This window comes from Pseudonocardia charpentierae (genome assembly GCF_031845345.1).
GTDB lineage: Bacteria > Actinomycetota > Actinomycetes > Mycobacteriales > Pseudonocardiaceae > Pseudonocardia > Pseudonocardia charpentierae.
This window is the reverse complement of the sequence record NZ_JAVREJ010000017.1, coordinates 73,586-100,255: the sequence shown is the minus strand read 5'-3', so window position 1 is coordinate 100,255 and position 26,670 is coordinate 73,586. Positions and strand designations below refer to the sequence as shown.

The following is a 26,670-nucleotide window of genomic DNA, read 5'->3' as shown; positions in this document are numbered from 1 at the left end:
GCCATCCAGGCGACGATCTCACGCCAAGACGACGGAGGTGCCCTCCACCGTCACCGGCTTCTCCGGCAGCGGCTTCTTGGCCGGGCCCGCGGTCGGTGCCCCGTCCCCCACCGCGAACTTGCTGCCGTGACACGGACAGTTGATGGTGCCGCCGGCCACCTCGTTGACCTTGCAGCCCTGGTGGGTGCAGGTTGCACTGAAGCCCTTGAACGTGCCCGCGACCGGCTGGGTCACGACCAGGTCCTGGGCGGCGAGCACAATCCCGCCGCCGACGGGGACGTCCGCGACGGCCGCGACCGCACCGGCACCGGCCGCAGTACCTCCCGCCGTTCCTGCCGCCTCGTTCGGCGCGGCCGACGGAGCTGGCGCCGTGACCGGGCCGCTGGCGTCGTAGCCCGCGCACGCGGTCAGGGCGGCTGCGGCGGCGAGGCCACAGCCTCCGGCGACGACGGCCCGGCGGGTGACGGGAGTCTGTTCCATGATCGGCTCCTGGGGGTGTGGTGGGGTCAGAACGTCAGGCCGGACGTGGCGAAGAACCACACGGACGCGGTCAACCACAGGGCGGTGAGCGCGGAGAACACGGCCCCGCCGAGCACCGGCAGGGTCCACTTCGGGGTGTCGGCGCGCAGGACGAGCATCTTCGCGGCGAACGCGCCGTAGAAGAAGCACCCGAACAGCGAGTGCACCAGCACACGCGGCTCACCGGCCTGGAAGCCGAGCGCGTAGAGGCAGTGCACCGCGACGGGCACGGTCAGCAGCACCGCCACCCGCCCGGACCAGCGGTGCAGGGCCCCGATCCACGACGGCGCCCGGACCGGGATCCGGCCGTACATGATCAGCGCCGAGACCAGCTGCACGACGGCGAGCACGAAGGCGCCCGTCGCGAGCCACGCCTTGGCGGCAATGCCGCTCGAGAACCCCGCGACGTTGAGCGCGAAGAACGTCGGCTCGTGCGTGCTGCCGTAGACACCGAGGCCGACGGCGAAGAGCGAGCCGACGCCGAAGGCGATGACGAGTGCACGGATCTGCCCGTTGCGTCCGTGCCGGTTGCGAGCTGCCGGGAGACTCATCGCTGCACCACCGTCGAGGCGCCGTCGAGCGCGGTCACGGTGACGGGGCTGCCGTCGCTCATGGTCGCGCCGAGGTTCGTCGGGTCGAGCGGAGCGGCGGGCTTCGGGGAGCCGCCGGCGTTCTCGACGCCCGTCACCGAGCCGTCCTCCTGCACGATCCACCCGACCCGCGCGGCGACGCCGTCCACGTTGCCGCGGCCCTCGTAGAGCCCGGCGGGCGACGCCACGCCCTTGGCCGAGAAGGGCCACTCCTTGCCGTCGACGGTGACCGTGCCGAACGAGGCCTTGTCGTCGAGCGTGGCGGTGATGCTGCTGGTCTTACCCGAGAGGGAGAGGCTGTCGCCGGTCAGCGTGCCCTCCAGCCATGCCTCGGTCTTCTTGCCGTCGCAGGCGTAGGCCACGGCCTTGCCGTTCTTGACGGCGATGGCGACGGTCACCTCGTTGCCTGCCGAGCGGCCCGTGTAGGCCTTCTCGACCACGGCGGGCTCCGCCGGCGCCGGAGCAGGCGCGGGCTCCGCGGCGGCCGCGGCTGGATCGCCCGGTGCAACCGCCGCCGCAGCCGAGGCGGCCGGGGCGGCCGGGGCGGCGGCGGTGGTCTGGTTGGCGGGATTGCTGAGCATGTTCGCCACCAGGAGCCCGGCGCCCAGGAGGACGACGGCCACGAGTGTGGCGAGAGGCGCGTACTTCTTCATGTCTTCTCCTGGTGAACGGGCGTGCGCAGACCGTTGTCGGTCTACACGGTCAGGCCGCGAGCACGGTTCGATCGAGGCTGGGATGACCCAGGCTGCGGCGCATGCCGCGCAGGGCGTGGTGCACGCGGCTCTTGACCGTGCCCACCGGGATGTCGAGTGCGGCGGCGACGTCGGCGTAGGGACGGTCCCGCACCACGGCGAGCAGCACAACGCCCCGGTGCTCGGGGCTGACCTGCGACAGCGCGTCGACCAGCACCATCCGCTGCAGGGCGGCGTCGACGGCCTCGACGGTGCAGGCGCCGTCGGTCGCGTCGTCCACCTCGGCGGTGAGCCGAGGCCGGACGGACCGGGCGCGGAGCATGTCGACGGCGACGTTGCGCCCGATCGTGCCGAGCCAGGTGCCCAGCGACGGTCCGGCCGACGGGTCGAAGGCCCGGCACGCCCCCCACGCGCGCAAGAACGTCTCCTGCACCGCGTCCTCGGCCGCCCCGGGATCGCCGAGGAGGGTGCGGGCGCGGGCGAGCAGCCACGACCGGTTCGCGCGGTGGGCTGCGGCGAACCCCTCGGGGCGGCACAACCCGGCACACGGACGATCACAGATGCTCTGGCTCATGGCGCTGAGCGTGCTCGGGATCGCGCGCAGCCAGCAGGCCTCGCTACCGGTGCGAACCGGTACTTCGACACAGTCCGCTCCACCCCAGGCCGCTCTACCCCCCCGGCCGCTCCAGTCCGAACAGCCGGTACGCCACCACGACGCTGCGGCGGCCCTTGACGGCCAGCTCGCCGAGGGGCTCGACGGCGGCGTCGGCAGGCAACTGCGCCCGGGTCGACTCGCCGATCACGACCTGCCCGGGCTGGGCGGCCGACTCCAGGCGGGCCGCCACGTTCACGGCGTCGCCCATCGCGTTGAAGCTGCGGAACGCCGTGCTCCCGATGTTGCCCACCAGCGCGGGGCCCGTGTTGATGCCCACCCGGAAGCGGGGCCACCCGGGCGATGCGGCGGCCGTGGCCTCGACGGCGGCCTGCATGGCGAGCGCGGCACGCGCCGCCCGGACCGGATGGTCGTCCTGGCGGGCGGGGGCGTTGAACAGGGCCATCAGGGCGTCGCCGACGAACTGCACCACGGTGCCGCCCTCGTGCAGGATCGCGGTGGTGGCGTGCTCGTAGTACTGGTTGAGCATCACGACGATCTCCTCCGGCGTGGAGCGCTCGGAGAAGCCGGTGAACCCGCGCAGGTCCGCGAACAGGGCCGTCACCTCCACGACCGCCCCACCGAGCGCCGCCTGCTCGGGGTCGGCGAGCAGGGCCGTCGCGACGTCCGGGGACATGTAGACGCGGAACAGCCCGTCGAGCTGGTGGTAGAGCCGCGCGTTCTCCATACCCATCGAGAGCTGGCTGGCCAGCGAGGCGAACAACGACCGGTCGCGTTCGGAGAACCCGTTCCGCCTGCGGGTCAGCAACACCCCGGCGGGCTTGTCCTTGACCGTCAGCGGGCAGGCGAGGATCGCCCTGTCAGATCCAATGGGGTCGAGCGTGACGGGCTCCATCCCCCCGCGCTCCCCGACGGACGCCTCCACTCGCCGCGCGACGTCGGCGCCCACCAGCCAGCTCGGATCCGTCGCGAGCTCGTCCGGGAACCGCAGGTGCCCGCCGCCGAGCAGGCCGACGCGGACGCCGTCGCCCCCGAAGCCGTCGGCGACCCGCCGCACGGCGCGCTGCAACAGGTCCTGCTCCGCCATCCGCACCCTGGACTCGTGCCCGATGGCGACGAGCGTGTCCAGCCGGCCGATCTGCTCGCGCTCGGTGCGCAACGCGTCCGCCGCACGGCCGAGCACCGCCGTCTGCCCCTCCGTGAGCCCGAACCGGCTCTCCATCCCGGCGGTGATCAGGCTCATCTCGTCCGCGGAGATCTCGCCCGCCTCCTGCCGGCGCAGCGCGCCGACCAGCGTCTCCAACGCGGCCTCGTACTCGGCGCGGACGGCGCGGACGGTCTCCTCCGTACGCACCCCGTCGAACAGCCCGGTCGTGGCGCCTTCGCGCCGGTAACCGATGTACGCGCTGTAGGCGACGTAGCCGAAGGCCAGCACCATCAGCACGTGCCACAGCCACCAGGTGAGGCGCCAGTTCACCGACAGCGCCACGGCGACCATCGACTCCGCGAGCAGGATGTTCGCCGTGATGATCGACAGGAGCATCACCGAACGCCGACGGCGGTAGAGCAGGTAGAAGCGGACGGCGACGAAGACGTAGAGCACCACCGACACCGCCGTCATCGCGATCAGCGGGCCGCTCAGCCGTTCCGCGATCGCCGGGTCGCGCAGGGGCGGCAGGCCGGCGAGGGAGAAGATCCCCCACACCGCGGCGAGGGTGTAGATCCCGGAGCGCAGCCACGGCCCGATGCGCAGCACGCGCTGCGCCCGCTCGGGCGAGAACTCCACCGCGGACGCCGCGGTGAACAGGGCTCCCAGCGCGAGTCCGACGGGGGTGGCCAGCGCGAACCCGCCGTTGCGGCTGTCGAGCAGCACCCCGGGCGTGGCGAGCGCGTGCAGCACGAAGAACAGGGCCGCGGCGAGGAACCCGAGCCCGACGAGCAGCAGCCGCGGATCCTCGTGGCGCTGTGCCGCTCGGTCGACGACGAGCGCGAGGCCCACGTTCACCCCGGCGACGAGGGCGACCAGCCAGAAATGGGTCGGATGGTGTTCGACGAGGAGGTCCGTGGACGGCACGGCCAGCAGCAGCCACAGCCCGAGAAGCGGCAGCGCCAGGTGGAACAACCACACCGCAAAACGGACAGGGACGCCTCTCGTCGCCATGCCACCCCCTCGTGGGCCGACCCTAGGGCCCAGCGCAAGCCCTAGTCGCCGGCGCGCCTGCGCAGCCCGTCGAGGTCCAGCACCGTCATGGTGCGGCGCCCGGTGGTGACGAAGCCGCGGTCGCGCAGTACCCGCAGCGCCTTCGCCACGGCCTCGCGCGACGCCCCGACCCAGCCCGCCAGCTCGTCCTGCGACAGCGCCACGCCGATCCGGACGCCCCGGTCGTCCGGCTCACCGAACCGCTCGGCCAGCTCCACCAGCCGGCGCGCCACCCGGCCCGGGATGTCGTAGGCGGCGCTCTCCACACGCTTGCGGTCCGAGTCACGCAGCTTGGCGGTGACCAGTTGGAGCAGCGCGATGGCAGCGTCGCCGTGGGTGCGGAGGTAGTCGATGAACGACGGGAGGGGCACCACGAGCGCCGCCACCGGCTCCAGCGCGGCGACCGACGTGCTCCGCGGGCCTCCGTCGACGGCCGAGAGCTCACCCAGCAATGCCCCCGGTCCGCGGACCGCGAGCAGGATCTCCTCGCCCTGCTCGGTCAACGAGAAGGCCTTCACCCGGCCCGACTCGACGATCATCACCGTCTTGCAGGACTCCCCCTCGAGATAGAGGGATGCGCCCGCCGGCCACTGCCGCCGCCTGCCTCGCGTGATCAGCGCCGCGCGATCCGCCTCGCGGAGCCGCGACATGAACTCGTCGGGCTCGGGGTCCGTCATGGTGACCTTCCGGCCGGAGACACGGGATGTCCGGATCCTAGGCCCGCGGAACCGCATGCATCAGGGAGTCGCTCCAGCCCTCCTTATTACACATCCGAGCCGCTACGACGACCACGACCACAGCGCCGCGACGGCCCACGCTTCTCGCAGGAGGTGGACGACATGACCGACGACCACAACAACGAACTCGACCTGGTGGTGTGCCCCGAGTGCGCCGCGCCGGCCGAGGTCGTGGACCGCTTCGCGGTGCCGAGCACGCACGGCCCGGTTGAGCACGTCAAGGTGCAGTGCCTGGGCCGCCACTGGTTCCTGCTGCCCGTGGCCGCGCTGGCGCCGGTGCGCACGGTGAGCCCGACGGTGAGAACGGGGCCGGTCCGATGACCGGGAACCTCACCCACCGCGACCGGGCCATCCTGCGGGCCGTCGCGGGTGGCACCGCCGAGCTGCTGGGCAGCACCCAACCCGACCTGTTCGTCGACGGCCGCTGCTGCAGCGACCAGCTCGCGGCCCGCCGCCTGGCGCACGCCGGCCTCATCGCCGGCGCCCGCCCGGCAACACCCGGCCAGCGCGTCCCGGCAAGGCTCACCGAGGCCGGGCACCTGGAGCTGCTCGCCGTCTGACCGACCCGTCCACCCCGACCCCCGGCCCTCCTCCGTCCGTGACCATCCCGGACGGAGGAGGGCCGGTCCCATGTCCGGGCCCGGCCCGGCCCGGCCCGCCGAGGCGCCCACGTCCGACGAGTGGGCCGCTCGTCGGATAGGTCCGGACGAACGGGCCGCTCGTCCGACAGCGGGTGATCGCCGTTCGGGCGCGTCCACGGTGGTCGATCTCCGAATCGGCGCGTCCGCCGCTGTGGATCAGCAGCAGACGCGCCGATTCAGCGATCAGCGTTCCGGTGCTTCCTCCGCAGCGGGCGCGGTCGGGGCGGCGGCCGCAGCCGCGGCGCCGTCGGGAGCCGCCGCAGCGCCCTCGGCACCGGCGGCGTTGTCCTCTCCCCCGGCCCCGTTGCCCGCGCCGGCGCCACCGTTCCCGGCACCCCCGCCGTTGTTGCCACCGGCCTCGTCGTCACCGTTCCCGGCACCGCCGCCGTTCTCGGGCTCCGTGGTCTGCGGCGGGGTGGTCTCGGTGGGCGGTGCGCTGGCTTTCGTCGTGGCGGGGGGCGCCGTCGTCGGGGGCGGCGGGGCACTCGTCGTCGGGGCGGCCCGGGTGCCGCGACGCGTGGGCGGAGGCGGCGGGGCCGGCTTCGGCACCGTCGTCTCCGCCGGGATCACCACCGTCGGCGCCGGCGCCGAGGTGTCGACGGCCGCCGGTGTGACGGCCCCGGCCTCCGTCCCCGCGCCCACGCGCTCGATGCCGAACGCCACCACCCCGCCGAGCACCGCCAGCGCGACCGCGCCCGCCGACGCGAGCACCGCGATGCGCCGGGGCCGCGAGGTGGTCGGTTGCGTCGCCACGAACGGCCGCGCCTGCTTCGGCGGCCGGGCCACCGCGAGCACCTCGGTGCCGTCCGGCGAACCTGCCGCGGCAGCGAGCGGCAGGGTGCCCGGTCCGGGCGACGCGGCGACCGGGCGCTCGGCGGCGCGAGCACTCGGAACCGGCGCGGCAGCGGCCGGCGACGTCGGTGTCCTGCCGCCGGTTGCCGGCGGTCGGGCTCCCGCCCGGGCGTCGGCGGAGGGGACCGGCCGTCGCACTCCCGCAGCCACCAGCGCCGCGCCGACCGCCACCACGCCCACGGGGTCGGGCGCCACCGTCACGTCGCGCCCGAACTCCTCCGACAGCAGCTGCGGCACGAGCGGGATCCGCACCGACCCACCCACCAGCACCAACGCCGCCAGATCGGCCGGGCTCATGCCGGCGCCGTCCAGGGCCCGGCGCACCGCCTCGACCGTGTCGGTCAGGGCCGGACGGATCATCTCCTCGAACTCCGCGCGCCCGAGCCGCACCTGCGTGCGTGATCCGGGCAGCGCCACCGGCACGAGCACCTCGGTGTCCTGCGAGAGCGCCTCCTTCGCGGCAGTGGCCTCGCGGCGCAGGTCGGCCACGGCCGCCAGCACGTCCGGGTCGGTCGGGTCGAGCGCCTCCCAGGCCGGGCCGAGCGCGTCGCGCACGTGCGCCAGCACCACCTCGTCGAGGTCCGCACCGCCGAACTGCTCGACACCCTCGGGGGCGCCCACGACCACGAACCCGTCGCGCTCCCGGCGCAGCACCGTCGCGTCGCAGCGGCCGCCACCCAGGTCGTAGATCCCGACGGCCGCACCGGGCTCGATCCGCGCACCGGCGGCGTACCCGGTCGCGGCGGCCACCGGCTCCGGCACCAGCATCGCGGACCCGAGGCCCTGCTCGGCCAGTGCGGCGTGCAGCGCGCCCATCCGGTGCGGGCCCCAGCCTGCCGGGTGCGTGACCGCCACGCGCGAGGCCACACCGCCCTCGCGCCGGGCCACGTCGTCGACCAGGCGCGCGAGGAACCGGGCGGCGAGCTCCTCGGGCGCCACCGGGCGGCGCCCGACCAGCACCGGGGTCGCGTCGCCGACCCGCCGGGTCAGGTCGCGGACGACGTGTCCCGGGTCGGACAGCGCCCGGCGCTGAGCCGCCTCGCCCACGAGCAGGGTGCCGTCCGCACCGAGATAGACCGCCGAGGGCACCGCCGTGGCGGATCCCTCCAACGGCACGACCTGCGCGGCGGCGCCCGGGCGGCACACGGCCGCGACGGTCGACGTGGTGCCCAGATCGATTCCCACGACGTACGACATCGGGATGCCTCCATAGGGGTAGCTGCACGCGTCCGATGGGTGGGCACGAGGACGTCCCCGGCGCGGTTCACGCGCCGGCCGGAGTACCGGGCAAATCCCCTACCGGCCCAGGTCGAGGGCTCGTCGACCCGGTAGCGGCGGTCGACACGAACCGGAGTCCGCCCCGATTCGCGGGGCCGCCGCGCACCGCAGCATTGGCGGCAGCCGGACGACGAGCCGGACGGCGCGACGAGGAGCCGATCCCCGCGCCGAACCCCACATCCTCAAGGAGTCACACCATGAGCCAGCCGTTCAACCTCGACAGCTTCATGGCCGAGATCAACGACCGCTTCGACCTCGACAACGACGTCGTCCAGGACCAGGCCGCCGCCAACGAGAACCAGAACGCCGAGCTCGCCGACCTGGCCAACAACCAGCAGGGCAACCTCGAGCAGAACACCGTCACGGAGACCGAGACCACGGCCGGCGCCGGCGGTGACGGTGGCGTCGCCGTCGGTGGCAACAGTGGCAGCGCGGACGGTACGGGCATCGGCGGCGACGCCGGCGACATCGACCTCGAGGGCAAGCAGGTCGTCAACTTCGGCAACGCCGACGGCGGCGACGGCTTCGGCTTCGGCGGCATCACCGGCGACGGTGGCGACGCCGACGCCTCGGGCGGCGACGGTGGATCCAACGACGTCGACGTGGACGTCGACGCCGAGGCCGACCAGTCGTTCGACTCCGACCAGGACGTCGACCAGAACGCGGACCAGGACGGCGAGAACGACCTGAACGCCGACGCCGAGACCGAGACCGAGATCGACAACGAGAGCGAGATCGAGGACGAGTCCGAGTTCGCCATCTGACCACCCGCGGCCCCGCCCCGGCACCGTGCCGGGGCGGGGCCGCCCTTCTTCACGACCTCAGGAAAGGACGAAGCCGTGGTGGCCTTCTCCGACATCATCGATTTCCTGCTCAACCTGCTCAGCGACGAGACGGCCCGCGCGGAGTTCGACCAGGACCCGCAGGGATCACTGGAGCAGGCCGGCCTCGAGGGCGTCACGGCCGCGGACATCCGCGACGCGCGTCTCCAGCTCGCCGACTCCGGCGCGGTCTCCGCCACGGACGACGGCTCCGCCTCATCCCGTACGGGCTCCTCGTACCCCGACGGCGACGACCCGATCCGCGAGATCGGCTACACGACCCAGCACTACGTCGCCGACGAGCAGGTCACCTACGACGACAGCGGGCACGCCGACCTGAGCCTCGTCCAGGGCGACACCTTCGTCACCATCGACGACCGCGACACGCTGTTCTTCCAGTCGATCTCCGATGACGACGTCACGATCAACCAGGACAACAGCGTCAACAACCAGCTCGCGATCCAGGACAACGACGTCACCGTCTCCGACGACGACACCACGATCAACGCCGAGGACTCCTTCAACTCCGACGACGACCTCGTGGCGATCCAGGACAACGACGTCAACGGCGGCGACGAGGTCATCGACATCGACGTGACCGGCGGTGTCGCCTCCGACGCCGAGGCACCGTCCCCCGTCGTCGAGACCGCCGTCCTGGAACCGGGCGAGCTCGACGCCGACCCCTCGGCGGACTTCGGGGCCGTCTCCGGGCCCGCCGAGGTCGACGAACCGGTCGAGGAACCGGTGGACGACGCGGACGCCGCGGTGGACGACGCGGACGCCGCCGACCTCGCCGCCGACGACTCCGACGCACTGGCCGTGTGAGGCGGCCATGACCAGCGACCCGGTGGCCGTCGTCGAGCGGGCGTGCGCTCTCGTCGCCCGCTACGACCGCCCCGACCTCGACGCACGACTGACCGCCGCCCGCTCGCGGCTGCTGGACGGGCGCACCCGCGTGCTCGTGGTCGGCGAGTTCAAGCAGGGCAAGAGCCTGCTCGTCAACGGCCTGGTCGGCGCACCGGTGTGCCCGACGTTCGACGACGTGGCGACGGCCGTGCCCACCGTCGTGCAGCACGCCGACGTCCTCGACATCGTGATGGTCCGGGCCGACGGCGAACGGGTCGGGATCCCGGGCGACCAGCTCGCCGACCACGTCTGCGAGCAGGGCAACCCCGGCAACCGCGAGGGCTGGAGCCACGCCGAGGTCGGCTTGCCGCGGCCCGTCCTGGGCGGGGGCCTGGAGATCGTCGACACCCCGGGGGTCGGCGGGCTGTCGTCGGTGCACGGTGCGGCGACGACGGCGGCACTGCCCTCGGCGGACGCCGTGCTGCTGGTGTCCGACGCCGCGCAGGAGTACACGGCGCCGGAGCTGGAGTTCCTCGCCCACGCCGCGTCGGTCTGCCCGAACGTCGCGTGCGTGATCACCAAGACCGACCTGCACCCGGAGTGGCGGCGCATCGTCGAGCTCGACCGCGGGCACCTCGCCGCCGCCGGGATCAAGGCCGACATCTTCGCGGTGTCGTCGACGCTGCGCTGGCACGCGGTGCTGCACGGCGATGCGGACATCAACGCCGAGTCCGGTTTCCCCGAGCTCGTCGCCTACCTGCGCAAGCGCGTCCTCGGGCAGGCCGACCGGCTGGCCCGGCGCGGCGTGGTGCACGACGTCCTCGCCGTCACCGAGCAGATCGGCGGCAATCTCGTCGCCGAGCGCACCGCGCAGCAGGATCCGGCCGCCGTCGCCGCGCTGACCCGCGAGCTGACCGAGGCCCAGGCGCACGCGACCGCGCTCAAGGAGCGGTTCGCGCGCTGGCAGGTGACGCTCAACGACGGGATCGCCGACCTCAACGCCGACATCGACTACGACCTGCGCGACCGGATGAAGGAGATCAGCCGGCTCGCCGAGGACGAGCTGCTCGGCGGGGGCGATCCGGCGAAGGTGTGGGAGCAGTTCGCCGGCTGGGTGGAGCAGGAGGTCGCCGCGGCGGCCGCCGCCAACTTCATCTGGGCGACGCAGCGGGTGCGCGCGCTGGCCACGCTGGTCGCCGAGCACTTCTCCGACGATCGCGACCATCTGCTCCCGGCGCTGCGCAGCCACCCGTCCGACGCCATCCGGTCGGTCCGTGCGATGGCCGCCCCGGCCGCGGAGGCGCAGGGGCTGGGCACGAAGGCGCTGACCGGGGTGCGCGGCGGCTACATGGGCATGTTGATGTTCGGGATGTTCGGGACGCTCGTCGGCTTCGCCTCGGTGATCAACCCGGTGGGTATCGGGGCCGGCGTCATGATGGGTGTGAAGTCGCTCGGCGACGAGCGCAAGAAGCTCGTCACCCGGCGGCAGAACGAGGCCAAGGCCGCGATGCGCCGCTACGTCGACGACGTGACGTTCCAGGTCGCCAAGGACTCGCGCGACCGGCTGCGGGCGGTGCAGCGCGACCTGCGCGACCACTTCACCGCGCAGGCCGACCAGCTCAAGCGCTCGCTGCTGGAGTCCCAGCAGGCCGCCGAGCGTGCGGTGAAGGCCTCCCGCGCGGAGCGGGAGGCGCGGCTGACCGAGCTCGCCAAGGAGCTCGAGCAGCTGGAGCTCGTCCGCAGGCAGGCACGGGCGCTGCTGCCCCAGCCCGCGGCGACGAAGACGGCGGTGGCGGTGTGAGTGGCCTCGCCACCGCCACCCGGCGCGTGCTGTTGCTCGCGATCGACGCCCACCGCCACGAGCCGGAGACGGCGCGGTGGCTGCACCTCCAACTGCGCCGGCTCGACGAGCCGCTGCGGGTGGCGATCGCGGGCAAGGTCAAGGCGGGCAAGTCGACGCTGCTCAACGCGCTGGTCGGGGAACAGGTCGCACCGACCGATGCGGGCGAGTGCACCCGCGTGGTCACCTGGTACCGCGACGGCGCCACTCCGCGCATCGTGCTGCACCCGCGCGACGGCGTTCCGCGTCCGCTGCCGGTGCGCCGGCACGACGGCGCGCTGACGATCGACCTCGGCGCGACGCCCGCCGAGCAGTGCGAGCGGCTGGTGGTCGACTGGCCCGCGCAGAGCCTGCGGTCCACCACGCTGATCGACACCCCCGGCATCGCCTCGACGTCGAAGGCGGTCTCGCAGCGCACGGTCGACTTCCTCGATCCCGACTCCGTGGATGGCCGCGACACACCCACCGAGGCCGACGCCGTCGTCTACCTCATGCGGCACGTGCACGCGCGCGACGCCGCCTTCCTCGAGGCGTTCCGCGACCGCGGGGTGGCCCGCGCGACGGCCGTCAACGCGGTCGCGGTGCTGTCGCGGGCCGACGAGATCGGCGGCGGCCGGGTGGACGCGATGTTCTCGGCCCGGAACATCGCCGCCCGATACCGGGCCGACCCGACGGTGCGCGGGCTCTGCCAGAACGTGGTCGCCGTGGCCGGGCTCCTCGCGCAGACGGGACGCACCCTGCGGCAGGCCGAGCACACGGCGCTGAAGGCGCTGGCCCGCACGACGCGCGACGACCTGGAGACCGAGCTGCTCTCCGTCGACCGGTTCCTGCGGGCCGGTCGGGAGAGCGACGTGACCGCCGAGGTGCGCCAACGGCTGCTGACGCGGTTCGGGCTGTTCGGGATCCGCCTGTCGACCTCGCTGATCCGCCAAGGTGCCGACAGCCCCGCCGCGCTCGCGAAGGAACTGGTCGACCGCAGCGGCCTGCGCGAGCTGGAGCAGGTGCTGCACACGCAGTTCGGCGAGCGCCGCGACGTGCTGAAGGCGCGGTCGGCGTTGCTCGCGGTGGACGCGGTGCTGCGCAGCGGCGACGGCGCGGGCCCCCGCCAGGGTCCGCTGGCCCGCGAGATCGACCGGATCCTCGCCGGTGCACACGAGTTCACCGAGCTCCGGCTGCTCGGCGCGCTGCGCAGCGGCGCGGTCACCCTCCCGACCCGGGACGCCGACGACGGCGAGCGGCTGCTGGGCGACGCCGGCGCGTCCCCCGCCGCCCGGCTGGGCCTCGGGCCCGACGCGCCGGGCCCCGAGCTGGCGGAGGCGGCGTACACGGCGCTCGAGCGCTGGCAGCGCCACATGGTCAACCCGATGCTGGGCCGGTCGACGACGGACGCCTGCCGCGCGGTGGTGCGCAGCTGCGAGGGCATCCTCGCCGGGCTCGGGTAGGCGCCGGGGAATGCCTGGAAGGCCACCTTCATGACGCCTGGCGCCGTGAATGTGGCCTTCCTGGCACGAGCGCCCGCGCACGGCCGCCCGGGGGAAGTGTCGCCAGGTACCCGGTCCGAGCGTGTACGGAGACATACTCGTCCGCCGCCTCCCCCGCCAGCATGGATCCCAGGCAACCGAGGGGGATCCCATGGACGCACGGACGAAGCGAACGGCCCGATCGTGATCGCGCAGATCGTGCCCGCGTGGACCGAATCCGACGCCGAGACCGCAGAGCAGGCGTGGCGCGACGGCGACGTGTTCGGCGCCATCGAGGCGGCGGACCGCGCGCTCGCCGCCGGGACCGACACCGACGGCCGGGCGGCCGGGGTGGCCGCCGCGGGGGCGGCGGCGGACGGGGCCCTGCTCGACGCCGCCGCCCGCTGGCGCGGGGTCGGGGCGGCGCTCGAGGGCGCGGCCGCAGCCCGCGCGGCCGGACGGGCGGCGATGGCCGCGGCCCTCACCGGTGACGTCGCCACCGCCGTGAGCGACCTGGCGGACGCCCGTGACCAGCTGCCCGACCCCGCGCCCCGTGGGCTCACCGTGCTCCTCGGCGGGGCCGGAGCGGTCGTCGAGGCGATGGGCGGCGCGCTCGACCGGGCGTCGCGGCACCTCGCCGGCCTCGCGGCCGCGAGCGTGGCACCCGACCCGATGGCCGCCGAACGCCTCGACGAGCTGGCGGTCACCGTGACGGCCGCCGGCGGCGACGTCGACACCGCGCGGGCGCTGCTGCACGCGCTGCCGGGACCGCCGACCGGGCGCGGGCGGCTGCTGCGCGCCTGGCTCGACATGCGCACCGGCCACCTCGCCGCCGCCCGCGACTCGCTTGCGGCGGCGGCTCGCACCCCGGTGCTGCGCCGCGACGCGCTCCTCGGTGCGGCCGTGAGCGTCGGGCTCGCCCGCCGGACGGGCGACACCGCCGCCGTCGCCGCCACATGGGCCCGGGTCGCACCGGTCGTCGCGGGCACCGACGTCGAACTGCTGTTGCTCGACGCCTGGGGCGAGCTCTCGGTCGTCGCCGAGCAGGTGTCGCCGACCGACCGCGACCTCGTCGTCGACGCGATGCGCAGCGCCCTGCACCGCGCGGGGTCACCGTGGTGGGGCGTCGCCGCCGACCGGTGGTGGCAGCTCGAGCGCGCCGTCGTCGCGGACGACGCCGCGGCGGCCACCCAGGCCGCGACCGAGCTCACCGCTCTCGCCGCCGAGCATCCGCGGCTTCGCGGCCGGGCCGACGCGGCCACCGCCTGGGCGGCCGTGCTCGACGGCCGGGTGTGCCCCGTGGCGGTCGACGACGCCGCCGCCCGGCTGGCCGATTCCGGGCTGCGTGCCGAGGCCGCGGCGCTGTGCCGCGGCGCCGCCCAGCGCACCACCGACCCCGCCGCCACCCGGCGGCTGCTCGGGGCGGGCCGCGGCCTGCGTCCGGCAACCGGAGGCTCCCGGACGTCCGGCCTGCTCTCGGGTCGCGAGCGGGAGGTGGGCGCTCTTGTGCTCGACGGGCTGACCCAGAAGGAGATCGGCGCCCGCCTCTACATCTCCCCCAAGACGGTGGAGCAGCACGTCGCGCGCCTGCGGCAGAAGCTCGCGGCCTCCAACCGCGCCGCGCTCGTCGCCGCGCTGCGGACCCACCTCGAGCAGTGACCGCTCACAGCGGCGGCCCGTCCGGCCCGGCCGCGTGCAGCGCACCCGCTCCGGATCAGCTGGTCGCGCCGTCGGCGAGCCGGGCGACCCGCCGGCGCACGTCCGCGCCGTCCGCATCGGCCGACGACGCAGCCGGGATCCGGCCGAGGTCGTCGCGCAGGCCGTCGAGCCAGACGTGCAGGTCGGCGAGGTGGTACAGGTCGGCGCCGAGGTCGGTCGGCCAGTCGCCGCGAGGTGGAGCGGGCGATCTGGCCGCGAGCACGACGTGGTCGCGGCGCAGCAACGCGTCGGCGACCCGCTCGTAGCGGGTGGCGACGGCGTCCGCCTCGGCAGCGAGCGGCTGCACGCACGGCAGGAGCCGCCCGGTCGGGCACTCCCGCAGCAGCCATTCGGCCCCGCGGACGGCGTGGTGCCCGGCGAGCAGGGTGGCCTGCCAGTCGACCGAGGGCGCCGGGTGGTGCTCGGTCTGGTAGAGCGCCCACGACGCCGAGGCGAGTTCACCGGCGTCGCGGGCCTGCGGCAGCGCGCCGTCGGCACGGGCGCCGCGGGTGAGGACGTCGACCGTCTGCCGGACGACCCGGCCCGTGGCCGCGAGATAGGTCCCTGCGGCCCGGTGCAGCTCGCCGGAGCCGCCGCGTGGCCAGGCGAGCAGCCCGGTGGCCAGACCCACCGCGGCCCCGACAGCGACGTCGAGCACGCGCGCCTCGGCGAGGTGCCAGTCGACCGGGGAGACCTGCGCGAAGACGAGTGCGATAACGAGGGTGAACAGCGCCTGGGCCCAGCCGAGGCCCAGCAGCGGGCCTGCGGAGAAGCCGATCAGCATGACGAACGGGAGGAGCAGCGCGTAGGCGACGGGCGGGATGTCGATCAGGAGCAGCCCGGCCGCGCCGATCGAGCCGATCACCGTGCCGACGAGCGCAGGCCACAGCAGCGAGCGGGTCTCCGACGCCTGCGTCCGCAGCAGCGTGAGGATCGTCAGCAGCACCCAGAAGCCGTGGGAGAGGTCGAGCACGCCGGCGAGCAGCCGGGCGACGGCGAGCGCGACGGCCAGGCGCAGCGCGCCCTGGAAGTACACCGACCTTGGGGTGAGGTGCTCGCGCAGGCGCTGCCACCACAGCCGCGGGGTGGACTCGCGGGCGAACCACAGCACGCCCGGGCGGGCCGCGGGCGGTGTGGGGTCGGGACCCACCGGTGCCGCCGCGACCACCCGGACGGCGGCCACGAGAGCCCTCGTCCACTCGCCCAGACTCAGCGCGAGCGAGTTCAGGCGCAGCCGGTCGGCCGGGACCCCGTCGGGCGGCATGGCGGCGCGGTCGGCGCGGAACGCGTCGATGGCAGCAGTCATGTCGTCCGTGTCGGGCACCGGGGCGCCGTCGCGGCCTTCGGTGCGCAACCAGGCCGCTGCGGCGCCGGCGCACGACGCCGCCCGCCGCAGCAGGGACGCCGCCGCCGGCAGGCCGGTCGCCCGGTGAGCGTCGGTGTCGTGCAGGTCGACCGCGCGGCCGAGGAGGAGCCGGGCCGTGCCCGCCGCGACCGTCAACGCGCGGTCCCGGCGGCCGGCCGATGCGGGCCGCTCCATGGGTGGCGAGTTGGACGGACGCAGGGCCTCGGCGGTCTCGGTCGCGTCGGGAAGCAGTGCGGTCAGGCGGTCGCGGTCCTGCGGGCGGCCCGTCCAGCCGTCTGCCACGGCCGTCAGGCAGCCCGCGACCGCACCGACGGCGACGCCCAGCTTCGCGGTGTACGGCTCGGGCGTCGGGTCCGGCCACAGCACCAGTTCCGCGGCGGCGAGCAGCAGCACCGCCAGCGTCAGGCCGGCCAGCCGCCAGCCCAGCGACCCCGGGTCGTACGGGGGGAAGCACGGCAGGATGTAGAGCAGCTGCGTGCCGGCGGCGAGCCCGACCAGCCGGGGGCCGCCCACACCGACGAAGCTCACCACGAAGCCGAGCACGAACATGCCGGCGGTGGCGGTCGCGGTGCTCACCGACAGCAGCGTGCCCAGCGTGACCAGCAGCCAGCCGACCGGGAGCACCGTGAGCAGGACGCGGGCGCGCTGTGCCGGGCTGCCCGGGATCTGGGACAGGATGCCGAGGGCCACCGCGCCGAACAGCGCGTACGGCGCCATCACCGCGTTGTCCAGTGCGTAGCGGGACACGAGGAAGCCGGTGCAGGCCACGAGCGTGACCCGGGCGGCCCGCCGCACGACGAGGAACCCCGGGTCGCGCCGCGCCAGCCACGCCCCGGGTCCACTCACGATCGGCATCGTGCCACGCGGCACTGACGAATCCGACCGTTTCTCACCACCAGCCGCGGGGCCCCTCGCCGTCGCCGAGGGCCACCACCGCCGGGTGCACCGCGTCCGCGGGCAGGCCGAGCCCGGCCAGCAGCGTCGTGTGGTCCCACAGTGTCCGGACCGCCAGCAGTCGCCCCTGCCGGACCGTCGTCACCGAGATCGCCAGTGTCTCCGCCCGGCCGCCGGTCGCCGCGACGCCGGGCAGCAACCACGGCAGTTCGCGGTCGTGGGTGAAGGAGACCCGCTCCTCGTCGACCACCCGGAACCGGTCTACCGTGCGGGAGAGCCGGGCGAACGTGAGGTCGGCCGGAAGGTGCGCGGCGACCTGCGCGAGGTGGCCGCGCACCGCGTCACGGCCCGTTGCGCCGATGCCCGACGGCAGGTCGACCACCGTCACGGCGTCCGTGCACAGCGCCACCGCCGCCTCGGGATCACCGGCCAGCACGGCGCGCCGGAACCCGTCGCGGACGCGCTCGACCTCTCGCATCAGCTCCTGGATGCCCGGAGTCACCCTTCGTTCCTACCGCAGGCGACCCGTTCGCACCGCCCGTGAAGCGCTAGTGGGCGGCGACCACCGGGCCGCCGGCCGCCGGCTTGCTCGGGCCCGACCGCAGCATCAACGCCAGCGGGATCCCGGCCGCGGTGATGATCGCGGTGACGATGAACAGCGAGTGCATCGCCTCCACGAACGCGATCGTCTGGGTCTGCTGGTAGACCGCGTACATGCCGGCCATCTCACCGGTCGCCCCCGGCGCGAGCACGGGCATCGGGGTGTCCGTCGATACCAGCAACCCGCGGTCCAGGGAGAACTGCTCGCGCGAGTAGGTGACCAGGGACGTCAGCCCGGCCAGGCCCAGTGCCGACGACGTCCGCTGCACCACGTTGTTGAACGCGCTCGCCCCGTCGACCTGGTCCGGCGGGACCGCGGAGAGGCCGCCCGTCATGATCGGCATCATGGCCAGGCCCATCCCGACGGCCCGCAGCACCAGCACCCAGACGACGTGCTCGGTGCTGCTCTCCAGCGTCACGTCGGTGAGCATGTAGGTGCCCAGGGCGACGATCGCCAGCCCGATCGCCGCCGGCCAGCGCGGGCCGATCTTGTCGTAGAGCAGCCCCGCCGTCGGCATGATCACCGCCATCACGAGCGCCTGGGGCAGGAGGAGCAGCCCCGTGTCGAAGGCGCCGAGCCCACGGGCCTGCTGCAGCAGCAGCGGGATGTAGAACAGCACGGCGAACAGGCCGATCGACAGCACCGACACCAGCATCAGCGAGTTGGTGAACGCCCAGTGCTTGAACACCCGCACGTTTAGCAGCGGGCGTTCGACCTCCAGCTCGATCACGACGAACAGTGCGAGGCCGAGCACGCCGACGGTCAGCAGGATCATGATCGAGTACGAGGTCCAGCCCCACTTCTGGCCCTCGGTCAGCGCGAGCAGCAGGCAGACCAGCCCGGTGGCCACGCTCAGGAAGCCGAGCAGGTCGAAGCGACCCACCGGTGTCGGCCCGAACCTCGGCAGGAGCATGACGGCCGCGATCACGCCGAGGATGCCGACCGGCACGTTGATGAAGAAGATCAGCCGCCAGTCGACGTACTCCACCAGGTAGCCGCCGAGCGTGGGGCCGACGGCCGGGGCGACGATGATGCCCAGGCCGTACATGCCCATGGCCGCGCCGATCTTGTCCGGCGGGACGATCTTGTAGAGGATCGTCAGCGTCACCACGGGCAGCACGCCGCCGGGCAGGGCTTGCAGCACGCGGAAGGCGACGATGCTGTTGAGGTCCCAGGCCAACCCGCACAGAGCGGAACCGGCCGCGAAGCCCAGAAGCGACAGGTTGTAGACCCGGCCCGGCCCGAACTTGGCGGCCATCCAGGCGCTGACGGGCACCACGACACCCAGCGCCAGCGAGTAGCCGTTCTCCACCCACTGGATCTGGTCGGTCGTCGCGCCGAAGTCGAGCTGCATGGTGGGGATCGCGACGTTGATGATGCTGATGTCGAGCACCGACATGAACATGCCGACGATCAGCACGGCGAGCGGGACACCCCAGCCCCGGTCCGACGGCGGCGGGGCCGGGGCGGGCGGGGCCGGTGGCGCGGGCGCCGCAGCGCGCGGAACGTCACGGTCGACGACCGGAGTTCGGGCGACCGGAGTGGGCGCGGCGTCGGTGGCCATGTCCCGAGTGTCACACGACGGCATGAATCGGACGGCTCTCGGGCCGACCGGGCTGTCGATCATCGCTGCGGCGCCGCTCACACGGCGGGCCACGGACTACGCAGATCTGCGTACATCGGCCGCTGACCTGTGCTGATTACCATTTGTGACCCCTGATGAACGGATACCGATGACGATCGTCGACACGGGCCGTCGCCGTCCCGACCGGGACCGGCTGATCACGGTCAGCAGCAATCCCGCGGACGCCTGGCGGACGGAGCCGATCGATCGGAAGATCCAGTACGCGCGCCGGCACGGCGCCGATCTGCCCTCCGCGCCGAGCCAGAGGCAGGTGGACCGCGAGCTGGAACGCATTTTCACCGAACCGGACTTCCTGGGCAGCCGCTGGCTCGCCGACGGTGCCAAGCGGTGCGACGCGGTCGCCCGCCTCGTGACGCCGGTCGAGATGGGCACCGGCTTCCTGGCGTCGCCGTGGCTGCTGGTGACGAACAACCACGTGCTGACCGACGCGGTGACGGCCGCCGGCTCGACGGCCACCTTCCGCTACGAGGAGGACGCGCGCGGCCGGTCGACCCGCGCCGTCAAGGTCCGGCTCGACCCGGACCGCTGCTTCCTCACCAGCCCCGTCGACGAGCTGGACTTCACCGTCGTCGCCGTGGCGGCGGTCAAGGGCAGGCCGCCGGGCAAGGTCTTCGGCTCCGTCCCGATGGTGGGCGCCACCGGGAAGATCCTCAGCGGCCAGCCGGTCAACATCGTCCAGCATCCCGCGGGCCGCTCCCGCGAGATCGCGGTGCGCAACAACCTCCTGGTGGGGGTGGACGACGCCCGGTACCTGACCTACCTGACCGACACCGAGCCCGGCTCGTCCGGATCCCCGGTGCTCAACGACGCCTGGGAGCTCGTCGCGCTGCACAGCCGCGCCGAGCAGGCACGGGATGCGCAGGGCCGCGAGGTCGACACCGACGGACGGCCGGTCACCGACGACACGCCCGAGTCGAAACGGGTGTGGGTCGCGAACAAGGGCGTCCGCACCTCGGCGATCGTGGCCGACATCAAGACCCGGGTCCTCGGCGCGGCCGACGGCTCCGACGCCGCCGCTCTCGTCGAGGAGCTGCTCCGGAACGGAGGGAACCGATGACCGCGCTGCTGCTCGTCCACGGACGGTCCCAGGAGATGGCGGCCGGTGCCGACCGGTCGGCCGCCGCCGTCGCCGCGTACGTGGAGGGCCGGAAGCGGGAGTGGCTGGGCGGCCTGGCCCGGGGCCTCACGCTTGCCGGTCATCCCCCGGTACGCCCGGAGGACGTCTACTACCCGTTCTACGGCAACCTGCTCGCCGACCTGATCGCCGCGCACGAGCGGGCGGGCGGGCACACGCCGGATCTGGAGTCGGCCCCGGTCGCGGTAGTCGCGAAGAAGGCGACCCGCACCCGCGACGACCTGGTCCTGGAGGCGGCCGAGGAGCTCGGCTTCCGGCCGTCGCGCCGGCTCGCGCGCACCGACCCCGAGCTCGTGGCCCCGGTCGTCGCCGTGGAACGGGCGCGGGCCGCGGGCGCCGAGGCCGGCTGGTCAGACCTGCTCAAGCCGCGGATCGTCCGCGAGGCGCTGCAGTTCCTGGCCGAGAAGACCGGGACCTCGGAGCTCATCATCCAGCAGTTCCTGCGCGACGTCGCCTACTACCTCGAGGACGACCGCATGCGCACGGCGGTGCAGAAGGAGGTGTCGGCCGCCGTCGACCGCGCCGTCGCCGACCACCACCACGACATGGTGGTGGTCGCGCACAGCCTCGGCAGCGTCGTCGCCTACGACCTGTGCGCCGACTTCACCGCGAGCATCCGGGTGCGGCTGCTGGTCACCGCGGGCTCCCCGCTGGGCTACCCGATCGTCCGCCGCAACCTCCGCGGAGGCACGGAGGGCGCCGACGACCGGGGCGTCCCGGCCGTCCTCGACCCGATCCCCGGCTCCCCCGGCCGCGACAGGGTGTGGTGGCTCAACGCCTTCGACGTGCTCGACGTGGTCGCGTTGGTGCACCCGCTCGCCTCGCGCTTCTCGTCGGGGCCGCAGCGGATCCGCGACGAGCGCACCTTCAACCCGACCGCCCCGCACTCGGTGTCGGACTACCTGTCCGACCCCGACGTTGCGGGCCCGATCGGCGACGTCCTGGCCGGCGTCTAACCCAGCGGCAGACCGGTGTAGTTGTCGGCCAGGGTCTTCGCTGCGGTCGGGGAGCTGGTCACCAGCTCCAGCTCGGCGATCTGACGCCGCAGGTCGAAGTCGCTCGCGTCGGAGAACCGGTGCAGCATCGAGGTCATCCAGAACGAGAACCACTGCGCCCGCCACACCCGCCGCAGCGCCGTGCGCGTGTACGAGTCCAGCAAACCCGTGTCCTTGGACTGGTAGAAGGCCCCCAACGCCCGGTCCAGTACGTGCACGTCACCGACCGCCAGGTTCAGCCCCTTCGCCCCCGTCGGCGGCACCGTGTGTGCCGCGTCGCCTGCCAGGAACAACCGGCCGTACTGCATCGGCTCGCACACGAACGACCGGAACTGCAGCACGTCCTTCTTGAAGATCGGCCCCTCGGTCACCGTCGCTCCCGACGGGCCCAGCCGCGCGCTGAACTCCGCCCAGATCCGGTCGTCGGACCAGTCGTCGACCTTCGTCTCCGGATCGCACTGGAAGTACAGCCGCTGCACGCTCGGCGACCGGGTCGACACCAGCACGAACCCGCGCTCGGAGTGCGCGTAGATCAGCTCGTCGGACGACGGCGGCGCCTCGGCCAGGATCCCGAACCAGGCGAACGGGTACTGCCGGAAGAAGTCCCTCCGCTCGGGGATCAGGTAGCGGCACATCGTCCGCGACCCGTCCGCGCCGATCACGAAGTCGCACTCCAGCGTCTCCTGGCGGCCCTCGTGGGTGAACCGGATCGTCGGCTGGTCGGTGTCGATCCCGTCCACCGCGGTGTCGGTCACCCCGAACCGGATGTCGCCGCCGTCGCCCAGCCGCTTCGCGATCAGGTCGATGAGCACCTCGTGCTGGGCGTAGACCATCACCGACCGGCCTCCCGACAGCTCGGTCAGGTTGATCCGGTGCAGCCCGCCCTCGAACGCCAGGTTGATCCCGTGGTGGACGAATCCGTCGCGCATCATCCGGTCGCCCACCCCGGTCTGACGCAGCAGATCCACCGTGCCCTGCTCGAGGATCCCCGCCTTGATCGTCTGCTCGATCGACTCCCGCTCCTGGACGTCGATCACCACCGACTCCACCCCGCGCAGGTGCAGCAGGTGCGACAACAGCAGGCCCGCCGGGCCGGCTCCGACGATTCCCACCTGGGTGCGCATGGGCTGGGCTCCTCTCGCCTCGGAACGCGGTCGCGTGGCCAGTGTTCTCGACGACCCGCCCTTCCGCAGGCGAACCCGGTCGTATTTCCATTGGGTGACGGAAGCGGCATCGGAGTCGGATTGGACCGGGGTCGGTGCACGGTGGTCCCGACAGCCCGCAGCACGCCCACGCCGACAGGAACCCACGATGCGCCCCTTCTTCAAGGACGACGACTTCCAGTTCGCCACCGAGAACGTCCTCGGTGGTGTCTTCCACCGAGCCGCCGACGTCGGCGAGGTGCTCGCCACGATCGACAACATCCCCAACGGCAAGGCCGCCGCGTGGGTCGAGCAGTGGAGCGCCACCGCGGACCGGCTCGCCGACCAGGCCGCGGCCGATGCGGAGGCCGGGCGCCTCCGGTCCGCCGCCGCTCGGTACCTGCGCGCCGCCAACTACTACTCGGAGGCCTCCGACAAGGCCGACGCCACGCCCGACCCGGCCCTGTTCACCGCTCTGTGGGAGAAGCACCGCCACGCGTGGGACCGGTTCGTCGACCTGAGCGTCGAGTCGGGAGCCCTCGACGTCGAGCGCATCGCGATCCCGTACGAGGGCACGACGCTGCCGGGCTACGTCTTCCGGTCCGGTGCCGCCGACGAACCACGGCGCACGCTGATCTACAACAACGGCAGCGACGGATCGGTCGTCGGGTCGTGGGTGCGCGGCGTCGCCGACGCTCTCGACCGCGGCTGGAACGCCATGACCTTCGACGGCCCCGGGCAGAACGCCGCGCTGATCCGGCAGGGCATCCCGTTCCGGCCGGACTGGGAGAACGTGCTCACCCCGGTCGTCGACACCCTCGTGGCCCGGGCCGACGTCGACACCGACCGCATCGCCGTCATGGGCGTGAGCCAGGGTGGCTACTGGGTGCCCCGCGCCGTCGCGTTCGAGCACCGCATCGCCGCCGCGATCGCCGACCCCGGTGTCGTCGACGTCTCCACCACCATGCTCTCCCAGCTCCCGCGGCCGCTGGTGAAGCTGCTCGACGCCGGCGACCGGGCCAAGTTCGACCGGGAGATGGGTTGGGCGCTCAAGCTCTCGACCGCCACCCGCACGATGATGGCCTGGCGGATGCGCCCCTACGGCGTCACCTCGCCCTTCGACTTCTTCACCGCGGCCCGCGAGTACGCCCTGAGCGGCGAGCAGATGGCCGCGATCACCTGCCCGATGCTCGTCACCGACCCCGAGCACGAGCAGTTCTGGCCCGGCCAGTCGGCGCAGATGTTCGAGGCGCTGACCTGCCCGAAGGACCTGGTCGCCTTCACCGCGGCCGAGGGTGCCGACGGGCACTGCGAGCCGGCGGCGACCGGCATCCGCGGCGAGCGTCTCTTCGACTGGCTCGACGAGCGCGTGCCGGCGGCCTGATCAGGTCGCCGGAGCGTCCGCAGGCGGTACCCACCTGGTCAGGTCCCGCCAGGTGACCCTCGAGCCCGGACGCATGGGCGCAGGCTGCTGGTCGGCGGGATGACCCAGGCAGACGATGAGCTCGGGGGTCCAGCCCTCGGGCAGGCCCAGCACGGTCGCGACCGCCGCCTTGCTGAAGGAGGTGACGGGACCGGCACCGAGCCCGAGCGCGTGCGCCGCGAGCAGCATCGTCGCCGTCGCGGTGCCGACGTCGACCGACAGCCCCGGTATGTCGGGCCGGAAGCCGTAGGCCACCGCACGCGCGCGGTCGATGCAGACCACGACGACGGCCGTCGGGCGCTGGATCATGCCGGGCGAGACCATGCGGAGCACCCGCAGGACACGGGGATCGACCGTCGCCACGAACCGCTGCAGATGCCGGTTGCCCGCCGTCGGCGCCCAGCGCGCGGCGTCGAGGACGGCCTCCAACTGCGCCGTGTCGACCGGCTCGTCGGTCAGGGCACGGACCACCCGGCGGCCGCGGATCGCCGCGAGGACCGCGGCGGCGACGTCGTCGGGTGCCGTCGTCACGCCGGGTCGTCCGCGGGAACGCCGAAATGGGCGACGAGGTGGGCGGCGACGGCGCGGCACAGGTCGTCGAGGCGCGCGACGTAAGCGGCACGACCGTCGCCGTCGCCCCGCGGCACGGCGAGCGGCGGCATCTGCTCCAGGGCCGCGGAGACGGCCGCAGCGGTCTCCGGCGACGCCTTGTCGCCGAGGGCGTCGCCGAGCCGGTGTGCCGCGGCCAGCAGCCGCATCGGCCCGTACTCGGCAGCCTCGTCGACCTGCGTGCGGGCCGCCGTGACGAGGAACGCCAGGAGCTCGAGGGCGTCGTCCTCGTCGAGGATCCAGGCGGGCACGATTTCGTCCGACAGGGTCTAGTCGTCGACCATGCGCGTGATCGTCGCGAGCGCGACGATGATCAGCAGAACGGCCGGCACGAACATGGTGACCGTCCAGTAGTGCAGGATGACGTCCCACGTGGAGGCGTTGCTGCCCATTGCCCACCCTTCCGCGCGCGTGATCTGCAGGAAGACGGTATCGCGCTCGCGATCACGGGCACCAGGGACCCCGGCCGTCCCCGAAGGCCCCATCACCGAAAGGCCCCATCACCGAAAGGTGGAGTCCGCGGAGCCCGGACGCCGACTACCCTCGATCTCGTGCAGCGCTATCTGGTCGCCCTCCAGTGCGTTCCGTGCCGGACGGAACGCCTGCACAACATGACGTACCTCGGCAACGTCCTCGCGTCGGCCACGTGCACCGCCTGCGGAGAGACGTTCCGGCCGCGCCCGGACGTGCTGGTCGCCAACTACGTCCGCGACTTCGAGCACCGGCTGGCCCGCAAACCCGGCCGCATGCTGACCGAGGCCCGGCGGCATCCCCTGTCGTTCGTGCTCCACTACCTGCCGCGCGGGCTGGTGAGCAAACCTCGCGAGGTTCTCGCGGAGTGGGAGACGCTGGTCCGGATCAACCAGGACGCGGGCCGGGAGCAGCTGCCGCCGAAGAAGCCCGTCTCGCCGGTCTAGCGACCGTTGGTCCCACTCAGCAGGGCCAGCGCGAGGCCGGCGTCCGCGACCAGGCCGTCGATCAGCTCGCTGCGGAGCGCACCGAGCACGCCCTGCAGCTTCTCGGACCCCGTGGCCACGCCGATCACGGTCGGGATCCGGCGGAGCTGATCGAGCTCGATCGCCAGCACCCGGTCGTGCACCACCCCGCTGATCGCCCGACCCTGCGCGTCGTAGAACCGGCAGCAGGCGTCGCCGACCGGCCCCTCGGCGACGAACGCCTCGCGCTCCGCGGGCGTCAGCCCCAGACCGTCGATGATGTCCTTGCTCGATCCGGTCTCGACGCCGCCGATCCCGACCATCGCGATGTCGGCGGCCTGCGCACGCTCGAGGACCTCGGCGACCGCCGGCTCGGCGAGCAGGGAGTCGCGGGCCGTCTTGGACCGCAGCAGTCCCGGCGCGTGCAGGTACCGGAACGTCGCACCGAGCCGGCCCGCCAGCTCCCGCACCAGCTCCTCACCTGACGTCAGCGACGCGATCGTCGACAGACCGCCCACGAGCGGCACGACCTCGACGTTGCGCGGCTGGTCGACGGAGAAGGCGTCCACCATCGCCTGCAGCGTCGTACCCCACGACAACCCCAGCACGTCGCCGTCGCGCAACGACTCGTCGAGCCACTGTGCCGCGAGGTCGCCCGCCGCGGCGGTCACGTCAGCGCCGGGACGGAACGCCGCCACCCGGACGTGCGCCAGTCCGTACCGTTCCTTGAGGGCCTGCTCCAGCTCCGCCGAGCGGACGGTCTGGTCGTGCACGCGGATCTCGACGATGCCCTGCGCCCGGGCCGCCGACAGCATCCGCGAGACGTTGGACCGGCTCGTCCCGAGCGCGCGCGCGACCTCGTCCTGCGACTGACCGTCCAGGAAGTACATCCGGGCGGCCTTGACCAGCGCGGAGCGGTCACGGGGTGCAGGCATCGGCAGGGAGGTCCTTGTCCGTCACGATTGTGAGTACAGCTGGTCTCTCCCGACTGTACGGGTACGTGCACAGGTGTGACGAACGCGTGCTGAGGCGTACAACTCCCCGCTCCAGCCCTGCGGTAGTGGATCTCGCCAAGGACGATCGTGCACTGGATGCTGTCGGGGAGTTCGAAGCGCACCCCGTCAGTGAGGACACCGCG

At 73.4% G+C, this 26,670-nt stretch carries 26 protein-coding genes; 11 read left to right on the top strand and 15 right to left on the bottom strand.

Annotation, left to right across the window (positions count from 1 at the left end; translation table 11 throughout):
* Positions 1 to 18: 18 nt before the first annotated feature.
* The 6 genes from RM445_RS22310 to RM445_RS22285 form a co-directional block, all read right to left on the bottom strand.
* Complete coding sequence (locus RM445_RS22310; RefSeq protein WP_311558774.1) at positions 19 to 480, bottom strand: Rieske (2Fe-2S) protein; 462 nt, start codon at positions 478 to 480, stop codon at positions 19 to 21.
* A 26-nt stretch (positions 481 to 506) separates the two neighbouring features.
* A complete protein-coding gene (locus RM445_RS22305; protein ID WP_311558773.1) occupies positions 507 to 1,070 on the bottom strand; it encodes a DUF6529 family protein in 564 nt (187 codons plus the stop codon).
* Positions 1,067 to 1,762 (bottom strand): hypothetical protein, encoded by a 696-nt coding sequence (locus RM445_RS22300; protein WP_311558772.1) that lies wholly within the window; start codon positions 1,760 to 1,762, stop codon positions 1,067 to 1,069. The genes RM445_RS22305 and RM445_RS22300 overlap by 4 nt, the downstream gene beginning before the upstream one ends.
* Positions 1,763 to 1,811: 49 nt before the next feature.
* Positions 1,812 to 2,375 (bottom strand): RNA polymerase sigma factor, encoded by a 564-nt coding sequence (locus tag RM445_RS22295; protein WP_311558771.1) that lies wholly within the window; start codon positions 2,373 to 2,375, stop codon positions 1,812 to 1,814.
* A 94-nt stretch (positions 2,376 to 2,469) separates the two neighbouring features.
* The gene (locus tag RM445_RS22290; RefSeq protein WP_311558770.1) at positions 2,470 to 4,575 is read right to left on the bottom strand and encodes an adenylate/guanylate cyclase domain-containing protein; all 2,106 of its coding nucleotides are present in this window, start codon (positions 4,573 to 4,575) and stop codon (positions 2,470 to 2,472) included.
* Positions 4,576 to 4,616: 41 nt separating this feature from the next.
* A complete protein-coding gene (locus tag RM445_RS22285) occupies positions 4,617 to 5,291 on the bottom strand; it encodes a Crp/Fnr family transcriptional regulator (protein WP_311558769.1) in 675 nt (224 codons plus the stop codon).
* A gap of 162 nt (positions 5,292 to 5,453) precedes the next feature.
* On the opposite strand from RM445_RS22285, the gene RM445_RS22280 reads away from it, so the two are divergent.
* On the top strand, positions 5,454 to 5,672 hold the full coding sequence (locus RM445_RS22280) for a hypothetical protein (RefSeq protein ID WP_311558768.1): 219 nt from the start codon (positions 5,454 to 5,456) through the stop codon (positions 5,670 to 5,672).
* Positions 5,669 to 5,911, top strand: coding sequence for a hypothetical protein (locus tag RM445_RS22275; RefSeq protein WP_311558767.1), 243 nt, complete (start codon positions 5,669 to 5,671; stop codon positions 5,909 to 5,911). The genes RM445_RS22280 and RM445_RS22275 overlap by 4 nt, the downstream gene beginning before the upstream one ends.
* Positions 5,912 to 6,175: 264 nt before the next feature.
* Here RM445_RS22275 and RM445_RS22270 read toward each other — a convergent pair whose 3' ends face one another.
* Positions 6,176 to 8,041, bottom strand: coding sequence for an Hsp70 family protein (locus RM445_RS22270; protein WP_311558766.1), 1,866 nt, complete (start codon positions 8,039 to 8,041; stop codon positions 6,176 to 6,178).
* 278 nt (positions 8,042 to 8,319) lie between these two features.
* Between RM445_RS22270 and RM445_RS22265 the strand changes: the two genes are divergently transcribed.
* The 5 genes from RM445_RS22265 (at position 8,320) to RM445_RS22245 (ending at position 14,748) form a co-directional block, all read left to right on the top strand.
* Positions 8,320 to 8,886: a hypothetical protein gene (locus RM445_RS22265; protein WP_311558765.1), complete on the top strand. Its 567-nt coding sequence runs from the start codon at positions 8,320 to 8,322 to the stop codon at positions 8,884 to 8,886.
* Between the two features lie 75 nt (positions 8,887 to 8,961).
* Positions 8,962 to 9,768: an IniB N-terminal domain-containing protein gene (locus RM445_RS22260; RefSeq protein ID WP_311558764.1), complete on the top strand. Its 807-nt coding sequence runs from the start codon at positions 8,962 to 8,964 to the stop codon at positions 9,766 to 9,768.
* Positions 9,769 to 9,775: 7 nt separating this feature from the next.
* Positions 9,776 to 11,590, top strand: a complete 1,815-nt coding sequence (locus tag RM445_RS22255) for a dynamin family protein (protein ID WP_311558763.1) — start codon at positions 9,776 to 9,778, stop codon at positions 11,588 to 11,590.
* Positions 11,587 to 13,071 carry a dynamin family protein gene (locus RM445_RS22250; protein ID WP_311558762.1) on the top strand — a complete coding sequence of 495 codons (1,485 nt, stop codon included), beginning with the start codon at positions 11,587 to 11,589 and terminating at the stop codon, positions 13,069 to 13,071. Before RM445_RS22255 ends, RM445_RS22250 begins: the two co-directional genes overlap by 4 nt.
* Positions 13,072 to 13,293: 222 nt before the next feature.
* Positions 13,294 to 14,748, top strand: a complete 1,455-nt coding sequence (locus RM445_RS22245) for a LuxR C-terminal-related transcriptional regulator (RefSeq protein WP_311558761.1) — start codon at positions 13,294 to 13,296, stop codon at positions 14,746 to 14,748.
* Between the two features lie 55 nt (positions 14,749 to 14,803).
* On the opposite strand, the gene RM445_RS22240 is transcribed toward RM445_RS22245, so the two are convergent.
* Genes RM445_RS22240 through RM445_RS22230 form a run of 3 tightly spaced genes read right to left on the bottom strand, consistent with a single transcriptional unit; the run spans position 14,804 to position 19,212 of the window.
* Positions 14,804 to 16,999 (bottom strand): FUSC family protein, encoded by a 2,196-nt coding sequence (locus tag RM445_RS22240; protein WP_311558760.1) that lies wholly within the window; start codon positions 16,997 to 16,999, stop codon positions 14,804 to 14,806.
* A gap of 43 nt (positions 17,000 to 17,042) precedes the next feature.
* Positions 17,043 to 17,549, bottom strand: a complete 507-nt coding sequence (locus RM445_RS22235) for a nuclear transport factor 2 family protein (RefSeq protein ID WP_311558759.1) — start codon at positions 17,547 to 17,549, stop codon at positions 17,043 to 17,045.
* A gap of 46 nt (positions 17,550 to 17,595) precedes the next feature.
* Complete coding sequence (locus RM445_RS22230; protein WP_311558758.1) at positions 17,596 to 19,212, bottom strand: DHA2 family efflux MFS transporter permease subunit; 1,617 nt, start codon at positions 19,210 to 19,212, stop codon at positions 17,596 to 17,598.
* Between the two features lie 169 nt (positions 19,213 to 19,381).
* Here RM445_RS22230 and RM445_RS22225 point away from each other — a divergent pair, with 169 nt between their 5' ends.
* The gene (locus RM445_RS22225; RefSeq protein ID WP_311558757.1) at positions 19,382 to 20,350 is read left to right on the top strand and encodes a trypsin-like serine peptidase; all 969 of its coding nucleotides are present in this window, start codon (positions 19,382 to 19,384) and stop codon (positions 20,348 to 20,350) included.
* Positions 20,347 to 21,384, top strand: coding sequence for a hypothetical protein (locus tag RM445_RS22220; RefSeq protein ID WP_311558756.1), 1,038 nt, complete (start codon positions 20,347 to 20,349; stop codon positions 21,382 to 21,384). Before RM445_RS22225 ends, RM445_RS22220 begins: the two co-directional genes overlap by 4 nt.
* Here the strand turns inward: RM445_RS22220 and RM445_RS22215 are convergent.
* Positions 21,381 to 22,547, bottom strand: coding sequence for a 4-hydroxybenzoate 3-monooxygenase (locus RM445_RS22215; protein ID WP_311558755.1), 1,167 nt, complete (start codon positions 22,545 to 22,547; stop codon positions 21,381 to 21,383). The two genes, RM445_RS22220 and RM445_RS22215, sit on opposite strands and share 4 nt — an antisense overlap.
* A 187-nt stretch (positions 22,548 to 22,734) precedes the next feature.
* Here RM445_RS22215 and RM445_RS22210 point away from each other — a divergent pair, with 187 nt between their 5' ends.
* Positions 22,735 to 23,949 (top strand): alpha/beta hydrolase family protein, encoded by a 1,215-nt coding sequence (locus RM445_RS22210; protein WP_311558754.1) that lies wholly within the window; start codon positions 22,735 to 22,737, stop codon positions 23,947 to 23,949.
* Here the strand turns inward: RM445_RS22210 and RM445_RS22205 are convergent, their stop codons facing one another.
* The 3 genes from RM445_RS22205 to RM445_RS22195 are packed head-to-tail and all read right to left on the bottom strand — an operon-like array spanning position 23,950 to position 24,989.
* Positions 23,950 to 24,519, bottom strand: coding sequence for a nitroreductase family protein (locus tag RM445_RS22205; RefSeq protein ID WP_311558753.1), 570 nt, complete (start codon positions 24,517 to 24,519; stop codon positions 23,950 to 23,952). It lies immediately after the preceding gene.
* Positions 24,516 to 24,848, bottom strand: a complete 333-nt coding sequence (locus RM445_RS22200) for a DUF6092 family protein (RefSeq protein ID WP_311558752.1) — start codon at positions 24,846 to 24,848, stop codon at positions 24,516 to 24,518. Before RM445_RS22200 ends, RM445_RS22205 begins: the two co-directional genes overlap by 4 nt.
* Before the next feature lie 18 nt (positions 24,849 to 24,866).
* Positions 24,867 to 24,989: a hypothetical protein gene (locus RM445_RS22195; protein WP_311558751.1), complete on the bottom strand. Its 123-nt coding sequence runs from the start codon at positions 24,987 to 24,989 to the stop codon at positions 24,867 to 24,869.
* A gap of 159 nt (positions 24,990 to 25,148) precedes the next feature.
* Between RM445_RS22195 and RM445_RS22190 the strand changes: the two genes are divergently transcribed.
* Positions 25,149 to 25,514: a hypothetical protein gene (locus RM445_RS22190; protein ID WP_311558750.1), complete on the top strand. Its 366-nt coding sequence runs from the start codon at positions 25,149 to 25,151 to the stop codon at positions 25,512 to 25,514.
* Here the strand turns inward: RM445_RS22190 and RM445_RS22185 are convergent.
* Positions 25,511 to 26,467, bottom strand: a complete 957-nt coding sequence (locus tag RM445_RS22185; RefSeq protein WP_311558749.1) for a sugar-binding transcriptional regulator — start codon at positions 26,465 to 26,467, stop codon at positions 25,511 to 25,513. The genes RM445_RS22190 and RM445_RS22185 overlap by 4 nt on opposite strands.
* Positions 26,468 to 26,670 lie beyond the last annotated feature (203 nt).

Coding starts and splice junctions, on each gene's coding strand:
- RM445_RS22230 (WP_311558758.1), bottom strand. CDS start 19,212: ATGGCCACCGACGCCGCGCCCACTCCGGTCGCCCGAACTCCGGTCGTC.
- RM445_RS22210 (WP_311558754.1), top strand. CDS start 22,735: ATGCGCCCCTTCTTCAAGGACGACGACTTCCAGTTCGCCACCGAGAAC.
- RM445_RS22305 (WP_311558773.1), bottom strand. CDS start 1,070: ATGAGTCTCCCGGCAGCTCGCAACCGGCACGGACGCAACGGGCAGATC.
- RM445_RS22270 (WP_311558766.1), bottom strand. CDS start 8,041: ATGTCGTACGTCGTGGGAATCGATCTGGGCACCACGTCGACCGTCGCG.
- RM445_RS22290 (WP_311558770.1), bottom strand. CDS start 4,575: ATGGCGACGAGAGGCGTCCCTGTCCGTTTTGCGGTGTGGTTGTTCCAC.
- RM445_RS22185 (WP_311558749.1), bottom strand. CDS start 26,467: ATGCCTGCACCCCGTGACCGCTCCGCGCTGGTCAAGGCCGCCCGGATG.
- RM445_RS22220 (WP_311558756.1), top strand. CDS start 20,347: ATGACCGCGCTGCTGCTCGTCCACGGACGGTCCCAGGAGATGGCGGCC.
- RM445_RS22300 (WP_311558772.1), bottom strand. CDS start 1,762: ATGAAGAAGTACGCGCCTCTCGCCACACTCGTGGCCGTCGTCCTCCTG.
- RM445_RS22295 (WP_311558771.1), bottom strand. CDS start 2,375: ATGAGCCAGAGCATCTGTGATCGTCCGTGTGCCGGGTTGTGCCGCCCC.
- RM445_RS22215 (WP_311558755.1), bottom strand. CDS start 22,547: ATGCGCACCCAGGTGGGAATCGTCGGAGCCGGCCCGGCGGGCCTGCTG.
- RM445_RS22285 (WP_311558769.1), bottom strand. CDS start 5,291: ATGACGGACCCCGAGCCCGACGAGTTCATGTCGCGGCTCCGCGAGGCG.
- RM445_RS22255 (WP_311558763.1), top strand. CDS start 9,776: ATGACCAGCGACCCGGTGGCCGTCGTCGAGCGGGCGTGCGCTCTCGTC.
- RM445_RS22280 (WP_311558768.1), top strand. CDS start 5,454: ATGACCGACGACCACAACAACGAACTCGACCTGGTGGTGTGCCCCGAG.
- RM445_RS22310 (WP_311558774.1), bottom strand. CDS start 480: ATGGAACAGACTCCCGTCACCCGCCGGGCCGTCGTCGCCGGAGGCTGT.
- RM445_RS22265 (WP_311558765.1), top strand. CDS start 8,320: ATGAGCCAGCCGTTCAACCTCGACAGCTTCATGGCCGAGATCAACGAC.
- RM445_RS22275 (WP_311558767.1), top strand. CDS start 5,669: ATGACCGGGAACCTCACCCACCGCGACCGGGCCATCCTGCGGGCCGTC.
- RM445_RS22195 (WP_311558751.1), bottom strand. CDS start 24,989: ATGGGCAGCAACGCCTCCACGTGGGACGTCATCCTGCACTACTGGACG.
- RM445_RS22225 (WP_311558757.1), top strand. CDS start 19,382: ATGACGATCGTCGACACGGGCCGTCGCCGTCCCGACCGGGACCGGCTG.